The sequence below is a fragment of the Streptomyces sp. NPDC096046 genome (assembly GCF_040303285.1).
Taxonomy (GTDB): Bacteria; Actinomycetota; Actinomycetes; order Streptomycetales; family Streptomycetaceae; genus Streptomyces.
Window position 1 is genome coordinate 26,971 of the sequence record NZ_JBEOSZ010000032.1, and the last position, 21,924, is coordinate 48,894.

The window sequence follows — 21,924 nt, forward strand, 5'->3', positions numbered from 1 at the left end:
TCATGCGGTGAAGTCCTTCCGCGTCTCGGCGATCACGGCCCGGCTGCCGTGCAGCAGGGACAGCAGCAGCGGGGCGGCCAGCAGGGCGGGCAGGGCCTCGGTCAGCAGGGCCGTCGACGCGGCCGTGAGCATGAGCAGGGAGGCGGCGGAGAGGGTGGCGTGGCCGTGCCACAGGAAGTACGCGGCGAGGCGGGCGGTGTCGCGGGCGCGGAAGGTGAACAGCGAGGTGAGGACGAGGGCGTGGGCGCCCCACAGGAGGGAGCCGGCGCCGATCACGGCGAGCAGAAGCGCCCACCAGCGGGGCAGGCCGGTGGCGGGGAAGTGCGTGAGGGTGAAGGCGATGACCGTCAGCCAGGCCAGCAGGGGTGCCCACAGCTTCAGTGCCGGTACGGCGTTGAGCCGCCAGCCGCGGAGGTAGGTCCGGGCCGGGTGCAGCTCGGTCACGTCGCGGCCGCGGTGGTGCAGGGCGTAGAGCCCGGCGGACAGGGCCGGACCGAGGGGCAGCAGGCACAGGGCCGCAAGGGGAAGGTTCGCGGGGTCGGGGCCCAGCAGGAGCAGCCCGGCCAGGCCCGGGGAGGCGGCGAGGAGCAGCAGTGCCTCGACGGTGAGGACGGTGTGGATGAGGGCGGAGGCCCGGGAGAGGGGGCCGGTGCCGAAGTCGGAGGTCCGTGCGGTGCTCACGCCGTGACCTCCCTACCCGGTGCCGGGTGGGGCCGGGTGACGGCGGGCCGGTCGCGGGGCGTGTCGGGGACCCGGTTCACCCGTTCTCCTTCCTGTACCGCTCGTACGCCTTGTTGTGCAGGTCGACGAGTTGCTGCATGTTCTTCGCCTTCAGCTCGGCGAGGTAGTCGTCCCACTGGGACAGCGGGCGCTTGCCGAGGACGAACCGGAGGGTGTTCTGGATGACGTGATCCTTGAGCGGGGTGTCCCAGAGGGTCGCCTGCTCCTGCTCGAAGGACTGGAGGGGGTGGGCCGGGTCGATGGGCAGTTCCTCGCGCCGGGCCATGACGTCCTGGAACTTCTGCTCGTCCGGGCCGAACGAGGAGGAGACCAGGTCCCAGCTGCCGCCGTAGGTGAAGACGCCGTTGAAGAAGCCGTAGTCCTTCTGGAGGTCCTTCGGCGCGTCCGGGTCCGAGCCCATGAGCGAGATGCCGGGCTTCGGCTCGAACCGGCCGCCGGAGCGGGTGTAGGTGACGCCCTCGACGCCCCACTTGCAGAACCTCTGGCCCTCGTCCGAGTACCAGAGCCAGTCGAGGAACTGCATCATCGCGACGAAGTGGTCGCTCTCGAGGGCCTTGCTGGACACCATGACGCCGTTCTCCAGCCGGGTGCCGCCGAGCACCACGGGACCGGCCGGGCCGAGCGGCACCGGCACCATCTCGATCGTCGCGCCCTTGACCTGCTTCCCCAGGTTGTAGCGGTAGTTCTGCACCAGCTCCTGCGGATTGGCGCTGATCACGAACGACTTCCCGGCCAGCAGCTTCTGCACCGCCTGCTCGTCCTGCTGCGCGAAGCTCTCCGGGTCCAGCAGCTTCTCGGCGACGACCTTTCTCAGGTACTCGATCATGTGGCGGTAGCCGTCCGTCGCCCCGTTGAAGACGAACCGGCCCGCCTCGGCGTCGAAGGTGATGTTGTCGTACGTCCAGCCCGCCTTGACCCCGTGGGCCTGGCCGAGGTAGCTGAACAACGCGCCGCAGGGGAAGGGCGTGTTGGTGCTCCAGCGGTCGGTCCAGGGGTAGGTGCCGGGGTGCTCCTCCTTCAGGGCCTTGAGGACGTCGTACACCTCGTCCCAGGTGGTGGGCAGGCGGAGGCCGTGCCGGTCGAGGACGTCCGTGCGGAAGGACAGCGAGTAGTTGGACTTGGGCTTCTCGTGCAGGCCGGGCAGCAGGTAGTACCTGCCGTCGGACTGGCGGATCGAGTCGAGTTCGGGCTCCAGCTTCCACTTGCGCACCTTGTCGCGGAAGTTGGGCATCAGCTTCACGTAGTCGCTGACCGGCAGGATCGCGCCCGAGGAGACGAAGGCCACCTCGGAGGGGTGGTACGTCTTGGGGATCAGGAAGGGCGCGTCGCCGGCGCCGATGAGGACACTGCGCTTCTTCTCGTAGTCGGCCAGCGGGACGTCGACCGGCTTGAGGGTCACACCGGTGCGCTGGGTCAGCTCCTTCCAGAACAGCCAGCCGTCCTTCATCGGGTAGACCGGGTTGTTGTTGTGCAGCACCGAGAAGGACAGCGGCCGTGCCGCTTTGAAGCGCTGTCCGGCCCGGTAGTTCTTCATGGCCCCGTCCTGCTTCTTCGACAGGTCCTTCCCGTCGCCGCCGCCGTCCCCGCCGCCGCAGCCGGTGACCGTGGCGAGACCGATGGACCCGGCGGCGGCGAGGATCTGACGCCGCGACAGCTGCCCTGTGTTCTTCACGGAAACTCCCTTGTTCCGTAGACCAGTTGAGGGGTGGTGCGGCGTCAGCCCTTGACCGCCCCGAGCATCACGCCCGAGACGAAGAAGCGCTGGACGAAGGGGTACACGAGGAGGATCGGCAGGGCGGTGAGGACGATGGTGACCGCCTGGATGCTCGCGCCGACCTGGCTGAGCTCCGCGGTGCCCGCGCCCGCGTTGGCGCCTGCGGTGGCTCCGGCGATGAGATTGCGCAGATAGACGGTGACCGGCATCAGGTCGGAGTGGTCCATGTACAGGAACGCGCTGAACCAGGAGTTCCAGAAGGACACCGAGTAGAAGAGCAGCATCGTCGCCACGACCGCCTTGGACAGGGGCAGCACGATCCTGAGCAGGATGCCGTAGGTGCTCAGGCCGTCGATCTGCGCGGCCTCCTCCAGTTCCGTCGGCAGGTTCTCGAAGAAGGCCTTCATCACCAGCAGGTTGAAGACGCTGATGGCGTTCGGCAGGGCGATCGCCCACACGCTGTTCTTCAGGCCGAGGCTCGTGACCAGGAGGTAGTTCGGGATCAGGCCGCCGGTGAAGAACATGGTGAACACGGCGATGCCGACGAGTACGCCGCGCCCCTTGAGGTGCCGTTTCGACAGGACGTAGGCGTAACAGGTCGTCAGGACCATGGCGATGGCCGTCGCCACGACCGTGTAGAACACGGTGTTGCCGTAGGTGCGCCAGAACATCGAGTCCTGGAACACGATCTTGTACGTGGTGAGGTTGAACCCTTTGGGCCACAGGCCCACCTCACCGGCCCGGATCTGGCGCTCCCCGCTGAAGGACCTCGCGATGATGTTGACGAAGGGGTAGAGGGTCACCAGCACGACGAGCGTGAGAACCACGCCGTTGACGCCCTGGAAAACCCGGTGGGAACGGCTCGGCTTCACCACAGGCTGGTCCCCACTGTGCGGCGCGAGAGCGTGTTGGCGGAGGTGATCAGGACCAGGCCGATGATCGCCTCGAACAGGCCGATGGCGGCGGCGTAACTGAAGCTGCTGGACTCGACACCGGCCCGGTAGACGTAGGTCGAGATCACGTCGGCGGTCGGATAGGTCAGCGGGTTGTACAGCAGCAGCACCTTCTCGAAGCCGACCGCCATGAAGGTGCCGACGTTGAGGATCAGCAGCGTGATCATGGTGGGGCGGATGCCGGGCAGGGTGACGTGCCAGATCTGCCGCCAGCGGCCCGCGCCGTCGATCCGGGCGGCCTCGTACAGGTCCTCGTCGATCGTGGTGAGCGCGGCGAGGTAGAGGATCGTGCCCCAGCCGGCGGTCTGCCAGATCTCCGATCCGACGTAGATGGTGCGGAACCACTCGGGTTCCTGGATGAAGCGGACCGGTTCGTGGCCGAGCATCCCGAGGACGTGGTTGACCGGGCCGTCGCTCGCCAGCATCTGCATCGTGATGCCCGCGACGATCACGATCGACAGGAAGTGCGGCAGATACGACACCGATTGCACGAACCGCTTCAGGGAACGCCGGCGCACCTCGTTGAGCAGCAGCGCGAGCACGATCGGGATCGGGAAGCAGAAGACGAGCGTGAGGCCGCCCAGCCACAGGGTGTTGCGGAACACCTGCCAGAAGGTGGGGTCGCCGAGAAACATCCGCACATAGCGCAGGCCCACCCATTCCTCGCCGAAGGGCGAACCACCGGGCTCGAAGCGCCGGAACGCGATCACGTTGCCGATCATCGGCAGATAGCGGAACACCAGGAAGAACAGCAGCGGCAGGATCGCCAGTGAGTACAACTGCCAGTCGCGGCGCAGCGCCCGCCGCCAGCCGGTCCGGGCGGGTGTCCGCCCGCCGGGCTCGGGGGCGGCCCGCTCCGCAGGCGGATCCTGGGTGCCCGGCGGGGCCGGTGTGGTGGAGGTGCTCATTGCTCGGGCCTCCCGTGAGCGGGGACACGGAACCGAAACTTTCGAGCTCTTACCGGTAACTCGCGGCAACTTAGGCGCAGCAGAAAGCGCTGTCAATGGGAACCGCGCGAGTCGTACGGGGCGCCTGTTCCGGGATGGATCCCCGTCGAGGGCGGTGACCACCGGGGATCAACCCCCCTGGGACCGCCGCAAGTTTCTGTCATGCGGCCGATTCCTGCGAGGGGCCGCCGCGCCCGCGCGCCACCCGGCTCCGACGGAGCCGGGTGGCGGGGATGACGACGGGGACGACTGCGACGGGGATGGGGGGCAGGGACTGCGACGGGGATGGCGACGGCGCGCTGTTCGCACGACGGCACCGCCGGCTTGGGGGACAGGGCGTTCGGCGGCGGAACGCCGGGAGTACCGGCCCGCGGCGGAACGCCGGGAGTACCGGCCCTCGATGGACCACCGGGAGTACCGGCCCCCGATGGAGCACCGGAGCACCGGTCCTCTCGTAGCCGAGATGCGCAACAGGACCCTGTGTGCCGGCCGTAGACAACCGGGCCGACTGACGCTACCTTCCGCAACAGGCGGGGTGGGAGCGCTCCCATAGCGGTGGACCGGAACCCGCCCTCGAGTGCCCCCACCCCGCGCATCCGTGCACACACATCCGCAGGCCCGTACCCCCACGAACGGATGATGCTGTCATGATCACGACAAGTCGCCCGGGAGGATCCGCGATGCCACGATCAGCGCTCCCCCACCGGGCCAGAGCCCTCTTACTGGTGCTGCTCTCCCTCCTCGTCACCATCCCGGCCATCGGCCTGGTCATGACGGCCGGTGGTGAGGCGGAGGCGCACGGCACCCCCATGAAGCCCGGCAGCCGTACGTTCCTGTGCTGGCAGGACGGACTGACCGACACCGGCGAGATCAAGCCGGTGAACCCCGCGTGCCGGGGCGCGCAACAGGTCAGCGGCACGACGCCGTTCTACAACTGGTTCTCGGTGCTCCGCTCGGACGGCGCCGGCCGCACCCGGGGCTTCGTACCGGACGGCGAGCTGTGCAGCGGCGGCAACCCCAACTTCACCGGGTTCAACACGCCCAGCAAGGACTGGCCGCTCACCCATCTCACCCCGGGCGCGACCGTCGACTTCTCGTACAACGCCTGGGCGGCGCACCCGGGTTGGTTCTACGTCTACATCACCAAGGACGGCTTCGACCCCACCAAGACGCTCACCTGGAACGACATGGAGGAGCGGCCGTTCCTGAGTGTCGACCACCCGCCGCTGAACGGCTCACCGGGCACGGTCGAGGCCAACTACTCCTGGGCCGGGAAGCTCCCCGACAACAAGTCGGGTCGCCACATCATCTACATGGTCTGGCAGCGCTCCGACAGCCAGGAGACTTTTTACTCCTGCTCCGACGTGGTCTTCGACGGCGGCAACGGCGAGGTGACCGGCATCAAGCAGCCGGGCACCCCGTCCGAGCCGGTGCCCGGCACCTGCACGGCCACCCGCAAGACCACCGGCACCTGGAACGGCGGCTACCAGTCCGAGGTGACCGTCACCAACACCGGCACGGTCCCGATGCTCGGCTGGATGGTCGACTGGACCCTCCCGTCGGGCCAGAAGGTCGAGAGCCTGTGGAGCGGCAGTCCGACCTACAACGGCCAGGCGGTGATGGTCCACAACACCGACTGGAACGGCTCCCTCGCCCCGGGCAAGAGCACGACGTTCGGCTACGTCGTCTCCGGGCCGGGGGGTGACAGCGCGAGCGGCCTGCCCTGCCGGGTGGGCTGAACCGTCCCCCACGGCGGGCCCGGTGACCGGAAGGGTCCGGTGACCGGGCCCGTCGGCACGGCAGGTGCCGCAGGACGGCGTGCGGCCGGAGCACACCGGCCCGGCCCCCTCGCCGGGATCTTGACCGCGCGGTTCGACGCCATGGTGCGGGGGCCGTGGCGGCACCGGTCGACACCGGGGTGCGGGGGTGAGGGCGGTGGCCGATCCGTCGGGGGCGCGAGGGCCGCGGCCGATGCGGCGGGAGCACGTGAGCCGCAGCCGATCCGGCGGGCGCGCGAGGGCAGGCCGATCCGGCGGGAGCGCGAGGGCAGGCCGATCCGGCGGGCGCGCGAGGGCAGGCCGGGGCCCGCAGCAGCGCCCGGCCCGGGCGCGGCGGAAGCCGGTGGGGTGGGACGCCGGGACCCGTCGGGCACCGTCGGCCGAACCCGGCCGTTCGCCCCATATGTCACAGATATCAAGGTATGCGATTCTGTTGGAGGGTGCCCTGCCGCTCATGTGCGGCGTGGATCCACCATGGGAGGCGCGACGCCGCGCAGCCGCTCCCGTGCCCGCGTCGTCGATCACCTGAGTTCCGGGACTCCCACCTGCCGGTGGCTGCGGCATGGACGGGAGGTGGATGCGGAACATGCCCCATTACGGCGATGCCCGGGCCGCGGTCCCGGACCTTCGGGCGCCGGGAAACGGAGGCACCGGTCCGTCACGTCCCACGCCGGAGCTCGCCGCCCGGGCGCGCGTGCTGGCGTTCGCCGGGGTGGCCCTGGCAGCGGTGTACGTGCGGTGCGAGGACGGCACGGAACTCGGGCTGACGGAGGTGGCGGCGGCCGGGTCCGAGCCGCCTTACGAGGTGCCGGGGCGTGTGGTCACAACTGCCGCGAAGGGGGCTCCGGGCTCGGGGGCGGGCACTCCTCCCGGACCGGGCTCGAACCCCACTCCGGACCGTACGCGCTCCCCCGCCTCTTCACCTTCTTCCGCCTCACCACCCTCTGCCGCCTCATCGCCCTCTCCCACTCCCCGGGATGCCAACGCCCCGGCGCCCCCGGACCCGTCGGGCACGGGCGGCGACGGCTCGCCCGTCGCCGAGGCCTATCTGCGGGGGCGGCCGGTGTGGCGCGCCGCTGCGATGCCCGTCGGCCGGGAGGAAGGCACGGCCGCCTCCGTCCCGCTCGGGGCGCTGCCGCTGGGGGCCGGCGGCGGGTGGCTGGGCTGTCTCCTCGTCGTGGGAGAGGCCGGGGAGGGGTTCGGGGCCGAGCAGCGGGAGTTCCTGGAGCGGTATGCCGAGGCCGTCGCCGAGCGGCTGCGGGGCGAGGCCGACCGGTCGGCCCCCTCACCGGTGCTGGATCCGGCCCTGCGCGCCATGGGGGTCGGTTCCTTCGCCCTGTCGCCCGGCACCGGGCTGGTCGAGACGGACTCCGCCCTGCTCGAACTCGTCGGCATCCCCGCGGGCGGCTTCGACGGCAAGACCGACACCCTGCTCTCGTGCAGTGTCCCGGAGGACGTCCCCGCCCTGATGTCGGTCATCGAACCGTCCGCGCAGACGCCGGGCCGCCGTGAGCTGGAGTTCCGCATCCGCCGCCCGACCGGTGAACTGCGCTGGCTGCGGCTGAGCTGCCGGGTGCTGAAGGGGCCCGAGGGTGCCCCGGAGCGGGTGCTGGGCGTGGTGACGGCGGCCCCCGTGCTGCGCCGCAGCGCCAGCGACGTGGCCCGGATCCAGTGGCTGACGGCCGCGCTGGACGACGCCATGACCGTCCGGGACGTCAGCCGTGTGGTAATCGCCGCGCTGCGAGAGCCGCTCGGTGCCGACCGGGTGGCGCTCGCCGAGCTGCTGGAGGACCGGCTGGCGGTCACCGTGCTCGATCCGCCGGGTCCCGGTGCCTGGCCGGAGCTGTGGCGGCGTGAATGGCGCTCGGAGTGGCCCGACGCGCCGGTCACCGCCCTGCCCACGCTCCAGGCGGCGCTGCGGGACGGGCGGCTGAGCCTGTGGCCGACGGGTTCCGTGCTGGAACCCGGGCTCGCGGGGATCGGCCCCGGGGGGCTGGCGGTGCTGCCGCTGCCGGCCAAGCGAAGGGTGGCCGGGGTGTGCCTGATCGGCTGGGACACCCCGCACGAGTTCGCCCCCGAGGAGCGGGCTCTGCTGACCGCGACCGCCGGGCTGGTCGGGCAGGCACTGAAACGCGCGCACGCCTACGACGCCGAGCAGGAACTCGCGACGATGCTCCAGCGCAGCCTGCTGCCTCGCCGGCTCCCCCAGCTGCCCGGGGGCACCGCCGTGGCCCGCTATCTGCCCGCCCGCCGCGGACTCCAGGTGGGCGGCGACTGGTACGACGTGATCGCGCTGTCGGAGAGCAAGGTGGCCCTGGTCATCGGGGATGTGCAGGGGCACAGCGCCGGAGCCGCGACGATCATGGGCCAGATGCGTACGGCGGTCCGGGCCTACGCCGTGGAGGGGCATCCGCCGGACGTGGTCGTCGCGCACGCCAACCGGCTGCTCGTCGGCATGGAGACCGACCTGTTCGCCACCTGCTGCTATGTCGAGCTGGACATGGAGGAGGGCAACGCGCTGTTCGTGCGGGCCGGGCATCTGGCCCCGCTGGTGCGGCACCCCGACGGCGGCACCGCGGAGATCGCGGTCGAGGGCGGACTCCCCTTGGGCGTCCTCGCGGACGCGGAGTTCCCCCTGACGGCGCTGGCGCTGGCCCCGGGCTCGGTGCTCACGCTGGTGACGGACGGCCTGGTCGAGTCGGCGGATCTCCACGTGGACGAGGGGATGCGGCTCGTGCGTCAGGCACTCGCCGCGGCCGATCCCGCGGACCCGGGACGGATGGCCGACGCGTTGCTCGGCGAGGCCGGGCGCCGTGAGGACGACGTGGCGGTGCTGCTGCTGCGCTACGACGGGATGCGGGTACGGCCGGTGCGGGCGGGCTGGGTGGTGTGGCGGCTGCCGGACGCGGTGATGCACGCACGCCGGTTCAGTGCGCGCACGCTGCGTTCGTGGGGCATCACGGACGAGGCCGACACCGCGCTGCTGGTCGTGTCGGAGCTGGTCACCAACGCGCTGGTGCACACACAGGGCGCGGTCCGGGTGGAACTGACCCTGGCGGCGGACCGGCTGCGGGTGACCGTGAGCGACTCCTCGCCCCGGGCGCCGGCCAAGCCGGTGGTCGTGGACTGGGAGTCGACGGGCGGCCGGGGGCTCTTCCTGGTCGAGGCCGTGTCGGCGGCCTGGGGCTCGGTGCCGGTGGGCGGTGGCAAACAGGTGTGGAGCGAGATCGTCGTCACCCGCACGGACCCGGACGCGGAACCCGATGAGGAGCCGGAGCCGGAGCCGGAACCGGAGACCGCGCCGGAGGCGGATCGCAGGCCGGGCCGCGGGTGGGGCCTCGGCCGTGACCGCACCTGGGGCCTGGGCCGCAACCGCGACCGCCGCAGGGCACGCGAGCAGGGCCGGGACCGCGACGACCGGCCCCCGGCCCGCGAGAGCGAACCCGCCACCGACCACGACGGCGACCCGGCCACCGACCGCGACAGCGACTCGGCCGCCGCCCGCGACCCCGCCACGGACCGCGACAGCACCCCGGCCACCGACCGCGCCGGCGGCCCCGCCACCCACCACCCCGGCAACCTCACCACCAGCCACCACGGCGACCCGCGCCAGGGCCGGCCCGACCCGGGAGGTGCCTGATGCGTGGTCCCGGCCGGCGTGGTGCCGCGTGGCTGCTGGCGGTCGTGCTCGCCGTGTCCCTGGCGGGGTGTTCCGACAGCGGCGGGGAGAGCGGGGACGGCCTGACCATCGGGCTGCTGCTGCCGAGCCGGGCCGTGCCGCGCTGGGAGAAGTCCGACAAGCCCCTGATCGAGAGGCGGATCAAGGAGCTGTGCCCGGACTGCACGGTCGTGTACGCCAACGCCGAGAACGACGCGGCGAGCCAGCGGCAGCAGATGAACTCCATGATCACCCGGGGCGTCTCGGCCCTGATCCTGGACGTCGTCGATCCCAAGGCCCTGCGCTCCTCGGTCCGGGCGGCCCGGCGCGAGGGCATCCCGGTCCTCGCCTACGACCGGCTCGCCGAGGGCCCGGTGTCGGGTTTCGTCAGCTTCGACGGCGGCCAGGTCGGCCGGCTCCAGGGCCGCGCACTCCTCAAGGGCATGGGCGCCAGGGCCGACGGCGGCGGTGTCGTCATGATGAACGGGGATCCGTCCAGCCCCAACACCGCCTGGTACGAGGGCGGGGCCCGGTCCGTCCTCCGGGACGAGGCCCGGATCCTGAAGTCGTACAACACCCTCGGGTGGCGTACGGAGAACGCGAACGACCACATGTCCGCCGCGATCAGCGACCTCGGCCCGAACCGGATCGACGGGGTGCTCGCGGCCAACGACTCGATCGCCGCCGGTGTCATCGCGGCGCTCAAGAGCGCCCGTGTCTCGCCGCTGCCCCCGGTCACCGGGCAGGACGCCGACCTCGAGGCCGTGCAGCGCATCGTCAAGGGCGAGCAGTACATGACCGTCTACAAACCGTTCCGGCTGGAGACCGAGGCGGCGTCCGCGATGGCCGTCGCCCTGGCGCGTGGCGAGGACATCGACGCCCTGGTCACGACGACGGTGGACAGCCCCACGAACGAGGGCGTCCCGGCACTCCTGCTCACCCCGACGGCCGTGACGCGCGAGACGATCGTCCCCACGCTCGTCCGGGACGGTGTCTACACGCTCGGCCAGATCTGCACCCCGAAGCTCCGCCCGGCCTGCGACCGGGCCGGGCTCACCCGGTGAGCGAGGTGGTTCTCCGTGGTCCATCCACCCGTGCTGGTGCTGCGCGGCATCACCAAGCGGTTCGGGGGCGTCCAGGCCCTTGTGGACGTCGACCTGAAGGTCCGGGCCGGTGAGGTGGTGGCCTTGGCGGGCGACAACGGGGCCGGCAAGTCCACCCTGGTCAAGGTGATCTCCGGGATCAGTCCCGCCGACCGGGGCGTCATCGAGTGGGAGGGTCGGCCGGTGCAGATCAAACGCCCGCACGACGCCCACGCCCTGGGCATCGCGACCGTCTACCAGGACCTCGCCATGTGCGACAACCTGGATGTCGTGGGCAATCTGTTCCTCGGCCGCGAGATCGACCGGGTGGGCATCCTCGACGAGGTCGAGATGGAGCGCCGTGCCCGTGACCTGATGCGCGCTCTGTCGATCCGCATCCCCGACGTGCGGATGCCGGTCGCCGCGCTGTCGGCCGGGCAGCGGCAGGCCGTCGCGATCTCCCGCTCGCTCATGGGTGCCCCCAAGGTGCTGCTGCTCGACGAGCCCACCGCCGCCCTGGGCGTGGAGCAGACCAGCCATCTGCTCGACCTGATCGAGGAGGTGCGCGACCGGGGTATGGCGATCATCCTCATCAGTCACAACATGGGCGACATCAAGGCCGTCGCGGACCGGGTCGCCGTACTGCGGCTGGGCCGTAACAACGGCTTGTTCGACGTGAGCACGGTGACCCAGGAGCAGATCATCTCCTCCGTCACGGGGGCGGCGGACAACGCCGTCGCCCATCGCACGAAGGGGGACGAGGAGGCCTGGCCGTGAGCCGCGGCGGGACGCAACGCGACGGCGGACCGTCCGAGCCGGGCAGCGCGGGGCCGGTCAACGCCGGCGGCGAGCAGCGCGCCCGCGGCCGGGGGGACGGCCTGCGGGAGTACGTCCGGGGGATCCGAGTCAGTGTGGGGGACGGCGAGCGGGGACCGTTCCTGGTCATCACCGGGTTGCTCGTGATCTGGATCGTCTTCCAGAGCCTGGACGACAAGTTCCTCTCGCCGCGCAACCTGTCCAACCTCAGCGTGGACATCGTCGGGACCGGCCTGGTCGCCGTCGGCATCGTGTTCGTCCTGCTGATCCGCGAGATCGATCTGTCGGTGGGTTCCGTCAGCGGGCTCGCCGGGGCCGCCTTCGCCGTGCTGAACGTGAACCACGGGGTGCCGGAGTGGCTCGCGGTGATCGTGGCGGTGGCCGCGGGGACGGCCGTGGGCGCCTTCCACGGGGCCTTCTTCGCCTGGCTCGGCGTGCCCGCGTTCGTGGTGACGCTGGCCGGGCTGCTGATCTGGAACGGCCTGACGCTCTACCTGCTGGGGGCGAGCGGCACGATCAACATCGACGAGGAGGGCCTGGTCGCCTCCCTGACCAGCCGGCACTTCGGCGACGACCTGGCGGCGTACGCGGTCGCGGCGCTCGGCACGGCCGGCTACTTTCTGGCCGCCCGCCGCCGGCAGAGCCGCTACCGGGCCGCCGGGATGCCCTACCGGCCCGCGGGTGACATCTGGCTGCGCACCGGTCTGCTCGCCGTGGTCGCCTTCGCCGCGGCCCACACCCTCAACCGGTTCCAGGGGCTGCCGCTGGCGCTGCTGATCTTCCTGGTGGTCCTGGTCGTCTCGGACTACCTGCTGCGCCGCACCCGCCACGGGCGGCGGGTCTACGCGCTCGGCGGCGGGGTCGAGGCGGCGCGCCGGGCGGGCATCGGCGTGGAGCGGGTGCGGGTCGCGATGTTCATGGTGTCGGGGACACTGGCCGCGGTCGGCGGTCTTTTCGTGGCGTCGGGGCTGACCTCGGCCAGCCCCACGACGGCGCGCGCCGCCGGCTCCGGGATGTTGCTGATCAACGCGATCGCGGCGGCCGTCATCGGCGGGACCAGTCTGTTCGGTGGGCGAGGGTCGCCCTGGTCGGTGCTGCTCGGTGTGGTGGTCATCCAGTCGATCGCCTCGGGCATGGCGCTGCTGGGGGTCCAGGACGCCGTGCAGTTCATGATCACGGGTGGCGTGCTGCTGGCCGCCGTGGCGGCCGACGCGCTGTCGCGGCGGGCCCAGGCCAGACACGGCCGGCCGTGAGCCCCGACTTGCACCAAGAGACGCCTGTTATCCCTTTTGTCATGAAATGTCTAATAAACGGCAAAGGCGGGTAAGGGCCGGAGTGCCATGAAACGCAGCCGCCTCACCTTGGCCGCCGTGGCCGCCACGGCCGCCGCCGGCCTGGCCCTCGCCGGGTGCGGTGACGTCGACGTCTCCGGTGTCGAGGAGCAGGCCGGGCTACGGGTGCTCGCGACGGACGTGCCGCAGGTGCAGACCCTCAAGAAGCTCACCAAGAAGTACTTCACGGCGGAGACCGGCATCACCGTCGACTACACGGTCCTGCCGGAGAACGAGGCGCGGGAGACGATGAACCGCGAGTTCGCGACCCAGGCCGGACACTACGACGTGGCGAGCGTCAGCGCGTACGAGGTGCCGATCTACGCGGACCACGGCTGGCTCGCCCCGCTGGACTCCTACGTGAAGGCGGACAAGGACTTCGACCAGGGCGACGTCTTCCCGAACCTGGCGTCCTCGCTGACCGGGGAGGACGGCAAGCTCTACGCCGAGCCCTTCTACGGCGAGGGCTCCTTTCTGATGTACCGCAAGGACCTGTTCCGCAAGGACGGGCTGACCATGCCGCCGAACCCGACCTGGAAGCAGGTCGCCGACCTCGCCGCGCAGGTCGACGGCGCCGACGGCGCGAGCGGCATCTGCCTGCGCGGCCTGCCGGGCTGGGGCCAGAACCTCGCCCCGATCAACACGGTCGTCAACACCTTCGGCGGCACCTGGTACGACATGGACTGGAACGCCCGCCTGACCGCGCCCGAGTTCAGGGAGGCCGTCGGGTTCTACGTCGACCTGCTCCGCACCCACGGCCAGCCCGGCGCCGAACGGATGGGGGTGCTGGAGATCCTGGACCGTTTCGTCGCGGGCGAGTGCGCCATGATGTACGACGCCACTTCGCTGGCCTCGTCGGTCGAGGCCGACAGTTCCTCGGTCAAGGGCAAGGTGGGCTACGTCCAGGCCCCGCACGAACGGACCGACAAGGCCGGCTGGCTGTGGACCTGGGCCTGGGGAATCCAGCAGGCGGCCGAGCACAAGGACGCCGCCTGGGAGTTCATCTCCTGGGCCTCCTCCAAGGAGTACCAGGAGCTGGTCGGCGAGGAGGTCGGCTGGACCTCGGCGCCCGCCGGGAACCGCAAGTCGCTCTACGAGAAGCCCGAGTACCGGCAGGCGGCCGGTGCCTGGTACCGGCAGGAGTACAGCGCCGCGACGGACTCCGCCGACCCGAAGGATCCCGGCGTCGCCCCCCGCCCCTACGACGGCATCGGTTTCCTGGGCATTCCCGAGTTCGCCGTGCTGGGAACGGCGGTCTCCGAGCAGATCGCCGCGGCCATCGCCGGTCACCAGTCGGTGGACGCGGCCCTGGAGAAGTCACAGGACCTCGCCCAGGCCGCGGCGGCGAAGTACCGCGGCGAGTGACCCGGCCGCCCCTCAGCACCGCTCGGAGAGCCCACCGGCACCCCGCCGGGCGAGGACGGTTCCGTTCCGCTCGGCAACTCGACGGTGAACTCGGCGTGGCCCGGCGGGGCACGCACCCGGAACCGTCCACCATGCGCGGACGCCATCGCCGCGACGACCGCCGGGCCGAGACCGGCGATGTCCTGCCGTGAACGGCGCGGGCCGCGCCCCCGGTCACCCGGGAACGCGGCCCTCGAACCGCCGTGCCGGTCCGCCTACTTGCGGATCAGGCTGCGCAGCACGTACTGCATGATGCCGCCGTTGCGGTAGTAGTCCGCCTCGCCGGGGGTGTCGATGCGGACGACCGCGTCGAACTCGACGCCGGTGTCGGTGGTGACCTTCACCGTGCGCGGGGTGGTGCCGTTGTTGAGCTCCTCGACGCCGGTGAAGTCGAAGGTCTCCTCACCGGTGAGGCCGAGGGACTCGGCGGACCGGCCCTCGGGGAACTGCAGCGGCAGGACGCCCATGCCGATGAGGTTCGAGCGGTGGATGCGCTCGTACGACTCGGCGATGACGGCCTTGACGCCGAGGAGCGCGGTGCCCTTGGCGGCCCAGTCGCGGGACGAGCCGGAGCCGTACTCCTTGCCGGCCAGGACGACCAGCGGGATGCCGGCGGCCTGGTAGTTCTGCGAGGCGTCGTAGATGAAGGAGACCGGGCCGTCCTCCTGCGTGAAGTCGCGGGTGTAGCCGCCCTCGGTGCCCGGCGCGATCTGGTTGCGCAGGCGGATGTTGGCGAACGTGCCGCGGATCATGACCTCGTGGTTGCCTCGGCGCGAGCCGTAGGAGTTGAAGTCACGACGCTCCACACCGTGCTCGGTGAGGTACTTGCCGGCCGGGGTGTCGGCCTTGATGGCGCCGGCCGGGGAGATGTGGTCGGTGGTGACCGAGTCGCCGAGCTTGGCGAGCACCCGGGCGCCGGAGATGTCGGAGACCGGGGTGGTCTCCATCGTCATGCCCTCGAAGTACGGGGGCTTGCGCACGTAGGTGGACTCGGCGTCCCACTCGAAGGTGTTGCCGGTGGGGATCGGCAGCGCCTGCCACTGGGCGTCGCCCGCGAAGACGTCGCTGTAGGACTTGGCGAACATGTCCTCGCCGATGGCGCTGGCGACGACCTCGTTGACCTCGGCCTCGGTCGGCCAGATGTCCTTGAGGAAGACCGGGTTGCCGTCCTGGTCGGTGCCCAGGGCGTCCTTGGTGACGTCCACCTTCATGGAGCCGGCGAGGGCGTACGCGACGACCAGCGGCGGCGACGCGAGGTAGTTCATCTTGACGTCGGGGTTGATGCGGCCCTCGAAGTTCCGGTTGCCGGAGAGGACCGAGGTGACCGCGAGGTCGTGGTCGTTGACGGCCTTGGAGACCTCCTCCGGCAGCGGGCCGGAGTTGCCGATGCAGGTGGTGCAGCCGTAGCCGACGAGGTTGAAGCCGACCTTGTCGAGGTACGGGGTCAGGCCCGCCTTCTCGAAGTAGTCGGTGACGACCTTGGAGCCCGGGGCGAGGGTGGTCTTGACCCACGGCTTGCGGGTCAGGCCCTTCTCCACCGCCTTCTTGGCCACCAGGGCGGCGGCGACCATGACGTACGGGTTGGAGGTGTTGGTGCAGGAGGTGATGGCCGCGACCGTCACCGCACCGTGGTCGATCTCGTAGGTCGAGCCGTCGGGGGCGGTGACGGTGACCGGGTTCGACGGAACGGCGGCACCGGTGCCGTCGGCGTGCTGCGGCGCGCCGGCGCCGTTCTCCTGGCTGCCGTAGGCCGGGGCGTCGGAGGCCGGGAAGGACTCGGCGCTCGCCTCGTCGACCGGGGAGGCGGACGCGCCGGGCTGCTGTGCGACCGGGGCCTCGACGTAGTTGAGGACGTCCTTGGCGAACTGCCGGGCGGCCTCGGCGAGGACGATGCGGTCCTGCGGGCGCTTCGGGCCGGCGATGGACGGCACGACCGTCGACAGGTCGAGCTCCAGCTTCTCGGAGAAGTCCGGCTCGGCCTTCGGGTCCAGCCAGAGGCCCTGCTCCTTGGCGTAGGCCTCGACCAGCGCGAGCTGCTGCTCGCTGCGGCCGGTGAGCCGCATGTAGTTGATGGTCTCGTCGTCGATCGGGAAGATCGCGGCGGTGGAGCCGAACTCCGGCGACATGTTGCCGATGGTGGCGCGGTTGGCCAGCGAGGTGGCGGCGACGCCCTCGCCGTAGAACTCGACGAACTTGCCGACGACGCCGTGCTTGCGCAGCATCTCGGTGATGGTCAGCACGAGGTCGGTGGCGGTGGTGCCCGGGGTGAGCTCACCGGTCAGCTTGAAGCCGACGACGCGCGGGATCAGCATGGAGACCGGCTGGCCGAGCATGGCGGCCTCGGCCTCGATGCCGCCGACGCCCCAGCCGAGCACGCCGAGGCCGTTGACCATGGTGGTGTGCGAGTCGGTGCCGACCAGGGTGTCCGGGTAGGCCTTGCCCTCGCGGACCATGACGACCCGGGCCAGGTGCTCGATGTTCACCTGGTGGACGATGCCGGTGCCGGGCGGGACGACCTTGAACTCGTCGAAGGCGGTCTGGCCCCAGCGCAGGAACTGGTAGCGCTCCTTGTTGCGGCCGTACTCCAGGTCGACGTTCTGCTTGAAGGCGTCGTTGGTGCCGAACTTGTCGGCGATGACGGAGTGGTCGATGACCAGCTCGGCCGGCGCCAGCGGGTTGATCTTCGCCGGGTCGCCGCCCAGCTCCTTCACGGCCTCGCGCATGGTCGCGAGGTCCACCACACAGGGAACGCCGGTGAAGTCCTGCATGATCACGCGGGCCGGCGTGAACTGGATCTCCTGGCTGGGCTGGGCCTGCGAGTCCCATCCGCCGAGGGCACGGATGTGGTCGGCGGTGATGTTCGCGCCGTCCTCGGTGCGGAGCAGGTTCTCCAGCAGGACCTTGAGGCTGTACGGAAGGCGGGCCGAGCCCTCCACCTTGTCCAGCCGGAAGATCTCGTACGACTCGTCGCCCACCTGCAGCGTGCTGCGGGCGTCGAAGCTGTTCGCCGACACGACAGTCTCCTTCATTGATGTGCGCGTACCACCACGATCCTGCCGCCACGGCATCCTGGCCGATCCGCTAAGGTAAGGCTAAGTTAGGTAGCCCTTACCGGGGTGGCGGCTGCGGTGCTCTCTCGGCAGATATCTCGATGTCGAGATAACTCTAGTACACGAGTGCCGGATGGTCATGCCCCGGCGCCCACCGTGCGGTCATGTGCGCCCTTTTCCCGGGTATCCGAACCGGGTATCCACCCAAGACGGAGGAGGGGACAGGCATGCCGCTCACGTTCCGCAAGAGTTTCCGGATCCTTCCGGGGGTGCGGCTGAACATCAACAAGCGCTCCTGGTCCATCACCACCGGCGGCGGAAAGAACGGCCCGCGTTACACCCGCAGCAGCACCGGACGTCGTACGACATCCATGGATCTGCCCGGACCTTTCGGGTGGCGGCGCACCACGAGGGAGCGTCGACACTGAGACCCCGGGCGGGATTGACGTCCCGTCACCCGTTCGGACCCCCGATCGGGCGCCATCTCATATCTGAGATAACCTCAGCCACATGGCAGACGACTACCTCGTACGCATCGGCAAGCTCATCCGTGACGCCCGGCAGCACCGGGGCTGGACACAGTCGCAGCTGGCCGAGGCGCTCGGAACCAGCCAGAGCGCCGTCAACCGGATCGAGCGCGGCAACCAGAACATCAGCCTTGAGATGATCGCGCGTATCGGGGAGGCCCTCGACAGCGAGATCGTGTCGCTCGGCTACGCCGGCCCGATGCATCTGCGGGTGGTCGGCGGACGCCGGCTGTCCGGTGCCATCGACGTCAAGACGAGCAAGAACGCGTGCGTGGCGCTGCTGTGCGCCTCACTGCTCAACGAGGGGCGCACGGTGCTGCGCCGCGTCGCCCGCATCGAGGAGGTGTACCGCCTCCTCGAGGTGCTGGGCTCCATCGGGGTGCGCACCCGCTGGATCAACGACGGCGTCGACCTGGAGATCGTGCCGTCCGCCGAGCTGGACCTGGCCTCGATCGACGCCACCGCGGCCCGCCGCACCCGCTCCATCATCATGTTCCTCGGGCCGCTGCTGCACCGCCTGGACTCGTTCAAACTGCCCTACGCAGGCGGCTGCGACCTCGGTACGCGCACCGTCGAGCCGCACATGATCGCGCTGCGCCGCTTCGGCCTCGACATCGCCGCCACCGAGGGCCAGTACCACGCCCAGGTGGACCGTTCCGTCAGCCCCGACCGCCCGATCGTCCTGACCGAACGCGGCGACACGGTCACCGAGAACGCGCTGCTCGCCGCCGCCCGGCACGACGGCATCACCGTCATCCGCAACGCCTCGTCCAACTACATGGTCCAGGACCTCTGCTTCTTCCTGGAGGCCCTCGGCGTCAAGGTCGACGGCATCGGCACGACCACGCTCACCGTGCACGGCGTGCCGACCATCGACGTCGACGTGGACTACTCCCCCTCCGAGGACCCGGTCGAGGCGATGAGCCTGGTAGCGGCGGCCGTCGTCACCGAGTCAGAACTGACGGTGCGCCGGGTCCCGATCGAGTTCCTGGAGATCGAGCTGGCGGTCCTGGAGGAGATGGGCCTCGACCACGACCGCACGCCCGAGTACTTCGCCGACAACGGCCGCACCCGGCTGGTGGACCTCACCGTCCGGCCCTCCAAGCTGGAGGCGCCGATCGACAAGATCCACCCCATGCCGTTCCCGGGCCTGAACATCGACAACGTCCCGTTCTTCGCGGCCATCGCGGCGGTCGCCCAGGGCCAGACCCTCATCCACGACTGGGTCTACGACAACCGCGCCATCTACCTGACCGACCTGAACCGCCTCGGCGGCCGGCTCCAGCTCCTGGACCCCCACCGGGTCCTGGTCGACGGCCCGACCCGCTGGCGCGCCGCGGAGATGATGTGCCCGCCGGCCCTGCGCCCCGCGGTGGTCGTCCTGCTGGCGATGATGGCGGCCGAGGGCACCTCGGTGCTGCGCAACGTGTACGTCATCAACCGGGGTTACGAGGACCTGGCGGAGCGCCTGAACTCCATCGGGGCGCAGATCGAGACGTTCCGGGACATCTGAAGGCTCTGCGGAAATGCAGCGCGAAACCGAGCGGCGGCTCGGGGAGACGGCGGTACTGACGCAGGAGTGGGACGCCGGCCACCGTCTGACCGAGCAGAGGGTCCTCGGCCGAGTCGCCTCCGACACGGGTTCACCGGACGAGACCCTGTTGCACCGCTCGTACACGTACGGACCGGACGGCGGCCTGACCGCCGTCGAGGACCAGACCCACGGCACCCGCCGGTTCAGCCGTGACCGACTCGGCCGGGTGGAGGCGGTCTCCGCCACCGGGTGGTCCGAGCGCTACGCCTACGACGCGGCGGGCAACATCAGCCGGGCGGACGCACCGGAGGGCCCGCAGGGGGAACGGGTCCACGACGGCACACTCATCCGCAGGGCCGGACACATCACCTACGTCCACGACGCACAGGGGCGCCTCGTGCGGCAGACGCAAGCTGCTGTCCGGGGGAACGAGGGAGTGGACGTATACATGGGACGCCGAGGACCGGCTCACTGAGGTCACGACCCCCGACGGGCGTCGCTGGGCTTACGTCTACGACGGCCTCGGCCGCCGCGTCGCCAAGCGCCTGCTGTCCGACGCCGGTCTGCCGGTCGAGGAGACGGTCTTCACCTGGGACGGCTCCCACCTGGTGGAACAGCGCAGTTCCGCCGGCGGTCCCACCCGAAGCTGGGAATGGGCTCCCGGCACCGACCGTGCGCTGCTGCAGATCGACCAGGACGAGGTCGACGCGCCAGGGCCGGGCAGGACAGCCACCTGCACCGCTTAGAACACGGCGAGCCCGTGGGCATCAACGGCAGCGGGAGGGAGACCAGGGACGTGGAAGTCGTCATCCGCGACGGCCATATCCATACGGCGTATCCGGTCTGAGAGACCGGCCTGCCCGGCACGGAGTGGTCTAACGTGCCGATGAACACCTGCCCGGCAGCCAGTCCCGATTGTGAGGACCCACGTGCACATCGCGCCCCTCAGCCCCGACGATCCCGCCGAGCTGGGCGGATACGAGCTGCTCGGGCGGATCGGGCAGGGCGGCATGGGCCAGGTGTATCTGGGGGAGTCGCCGGGTGGGGAACCGGCCGCCGTGAAGGTGATCAAGCCGTCCGTCGTGGACTCCGAGACGCGGCTGAGGTTCGCGCAGGAGGTGGAGATCCTCAAGACGGTGTGGGGCGCCAGGATCGCCGCCCTCCTGGACGCCGACCCGGAGGCGGACCCGCCGTGGCTGGCGACGGAGTACGTCGAGGGGCTGGACCTCAGCAGGCATGTGGCCAGTCACGGACCGCTGGACGCCCTGCTCACCGCCTCGCTGGGCGCGACGCTCGCGGAGGCGCTGGCCACGGTGCACAAGCAGGGGCTGCTGCACCGCGATCTCAAGCCGGCCAACGTGCTCCTCGGCCCCAACGGACCGAAGGTGATCGACTTCGGCCTCGCGGTGTTCGCGGAGTCCAGCGTGTCGCTGACCGCCGCCAACACGGTCGTCGGCACGCCCTCCTGCATGCCGCCCGAACAGGCGAACGGTGAGAAGCCGCTGACCCCCGCTGTCGACGTGTACGCGCTGGGTGCCGTGCTGCTTTTCGCGTGCTCGGGCCATGCTCCCTATCGGGCCGACAACATCCATCTCCTGTTCCACCAGGTCGTCGATCCCGCGACCGCGCCGGACCTCTCGGGTGCACCGGAGGAACTCGCGCCGCTGCTGACGGCGATGCTGGCCCACCGTCCGGAGGACCGGCCCGCGCTCGACGACGTCGTTCGGCAGTGCCGGGCCTTGATCGAGGCACAGGGCCTGAAGGTCGCCCAGGCGCGGCGCAGGCTCACGAACTACACGGCCGCTCCGGCCCACGTCCTCGACGACCTGCTCGCCGTGAGCCGCCCGGCCACGGAAAGGTCGGCGACCCGCGCGCGAGCCACGGCGGACGGCCCGGTAGCCGCTCCATCCCCTCGGCAGGAACCGGGCAGCTCTACGCCTGGGCCGGCCCGGCAGGAGCCGAGCGGGTTCCGGACCGGCCGCCGGGCTCCCGAGGTGCCCTCGCCCACGTCGCCGAAGCCACCGGCGCAGATGCCGCCGCCCACGGATCCGCGACTGCTCTTCGCCCGTGTCGACACCCCCGCACCCCCACCGGCCGACGACGCGCCCGCCTCCCCGGTGGCAGGGCAGCCGCCGGCGGACAGAACGGCGGAGCGGGACAGCGCGCGGCCCTCGCTCCCCTCTGCGGGCCGGGGCACCCTGGGCGGCGGCGACGGCAGCGTGCGACGGCGCTCCGTGCGGCATTCCGCGCAGGCCCGGATCACCGCACAGCGGCTGCGTGAGGCATACGCGGCCAGTACCCCCTTCTGACCCGTACGCCCCTGCGACCCGCGATAATGGCCGGGCCCTGATGGGGCCCTGACCCTGTACGACCGAACCGCCTCAGGAGG

14 protein-coding genes and 1 pseudogene are annotated in these 21,924 nt (G+C 70.7%); 10 read left to right on the forward strand and 5 right to left on the reverse strand.

Features of this window, described 5'->3' with window-relative positions:
* The 4 genes from ABTX62_RS25070 to ABTX62_RS25085 form a co-directional block, all read right to left on the reverse strand.
* A complete protein-coding gene (locus ABTX62_RS25070) occupies positions 1–681 on the reverse strand; it encodes a YesL family protein (protein ID WP_352118307.1) in 681 nt (226 codons plus the stop codon).
* 76 nt (positions 682–757) lie between these two features.
* On the reverse strand, positions 758–2,413 hold the full coding sequence (locus ABTX62_RS25075; protein WP_352118308.1) for an ABC transporter substrate-binding protein: 1,656 nt from the start codon (positions 2,411–2,413) through the stop codon (positions 758–760).
* A 44-nt stretch (positions 2,414–2,457) separates the two neighbouring features.
* Complete coding sequence (locus tag ABTX62_RS25080) at positions 2,458–3,330, reverse strand: carbohydrate ABC transporter permease (protein WP_352118309.1); 873 nt, start codon at positions 3,328–3,330, stop codon at positions 2,458–2,460.
* Positions 3,324–4,316 (reverse strand): ABC transporter permease, encoded by a 993-nt coding sequence (locus ABTX62_RS25085; protein ID WP_352118310.1) that lies wholly within the window; start codon positions 4,314–4,316, stop codon positions 3,324–3,326. The genes ABTX62_RS25080 and ABTX62_RS25085 overlap by 7 nt, the downstream gene beginning before the upstream one ends.
* A 719-nt stretch (positions 4,317–5,035) precedes the next feature.
* Here ABTX62_RS25085 and ABTX62_RS25090 point away from each other — a divergent pair.
* From ABTX62_RS25090 to ABTX62_RS25115, 6 genes and pseudogenes are all read left to right on the forward strand, one after another.
* Complete coding sequence (locus ABTX62_RS25090) at positions 5,036–6,094, forward strand: lytic polysaccharide monooxygenase auxiliary activity family 9 protein (RefSeq protein WP_352118311.1); 1,059 nt, start codon at positions 5,036–5,038, stop codon at positions 6,092–6,094.
* A gap of 1,120 nt (positions 6,095–7,214) precedes the next feature.
* Positions 7,215–9,458 (forward strand): annotated as a pseudogene (locus ABTX62_RS25095) (SpoIIE family protein phosphatase); the annotation flags it as partial.
* A 314-nt stretch (positions 9,459–9,772) separates the two neighbouring features.
* Entirely contained in the window at positions 9,773–10,855 is a 1,083-nt protein-coding gene (locus tag ABTX62_RS25100) for a substrate-binding domain-containing protein (protein ID WP_352118312.1), read from the forward strand.
* A 15-nt stretch (positions 10,856–10,870) separates the two neighbouring features.
* Positions 10,871–11,650, forward strand: a complete 780-nt coding sequence (locus tag ABTX62_RS25105; RefSeq protein ID WP_352118313.1) for an ATP-binding cassette domain-containing protein — start codon at positions 10,871–10,873, stop codon at positions 11,648–11,650.
* Entirely contained in the window at positions 11,647–12,942 is a 1,296-nt protein-coding gene (locus ABTX62_RS25110; protein ID WP_502998011.1) for a sugar ABC transporter permease, read from the forward strand. The genes ABTX62_RS25105 and ABTX62_RS25110 overlap by 4 nt, the downstream gene beginning before the upstream one ends.
* Before the next feature lie 87 nt (positions 12,943–13,029).
* Positions 13,030–14,385: an ABC transporter substrate-binding protein gene (locus tag ABTX62_RS25115; protein ID WP_352118314.1), complete on the forward strand. Its 1,356-nt coding sequence runs from the start codon at positions 13,030–13,032 to the stop codon at positions 14,383–14,385.
* A gap of 254 nt (positions 14,386–14,639) precedes the next feature.
* On the opposite strand, the gene ABTX62_RS25120 is transcribed toward ABTX62_RS25115, so the two are convergent.
* Positions 14,640–17,438: an aconitate hydratase gene (locus ABTX62_RS25120; RefSeq protein ID WP_352118315.1), complete on the reverse strand. Its 2,799-nt coding sequence runs from the start codon at positions 17,436–17,438 to the stop codon at positions 14,640–14,642.
* A 263-nt stretch (positions 17,439–17,701) separates the two neighbouring features.
* Here ABTX62_RS25120 and ABTX62_RS25125 point away from each other — a divergent pair, with 263 nt between their 5' ends.
* From ABTX62_RS25125 to ABTX62_RS25145, 4 genes are all read left to right on the forward strand, one after another.
* Positions 17,702–17,902, forward strand: coding sequence for a DUF4236 domain-containing protein (locus tag ABTX62_RS25125; protein WP_283970468.1), 201 nt, complete (start codon positions 17,702–17,704; stop codon positions 17,900–17,902).
* Between the two features lie 82 nt (positions 17,903–17,984).
* On the forward strand, positions 17,985–19,514 hold the full coding sequence (locus ABTX62_RS25130) for a helix-turn-helix domain-containing protein (RefSeq protein WP_352118316.1): 1,530 nt from the start codon (positions 17,985–17,987) through the stop codon (positions 19,512–19,514).
* Between the two features lie 13 nt (positions 19,515–19,527).
* Positions 19,528–20,010: a hypothetical protein gene (locus ABTX62_RS25135; RefSeq protein ID WP_352118317.1), complete on the forward strand. Its 483-nt coding sequence runs from the start codon at positions 19,528–19,530 to the stop codon at positions 20,008–20,010.
* A 454-nt stretch (positions 20,011–20,464) separates the two neighbouring features.
* Positions 20,465–21,844, forward strand: coding sequence for a serine/threonine-protein kinase (locus tag ABTX62_RS25145; protein WP_352118318.1), 1,380 nt, complete (start codon positions 20,465–20,467; stop codon positions 21,842–21,844).
* Positions 21,845–21,924 lie beyond the last annotated feature (80 nt).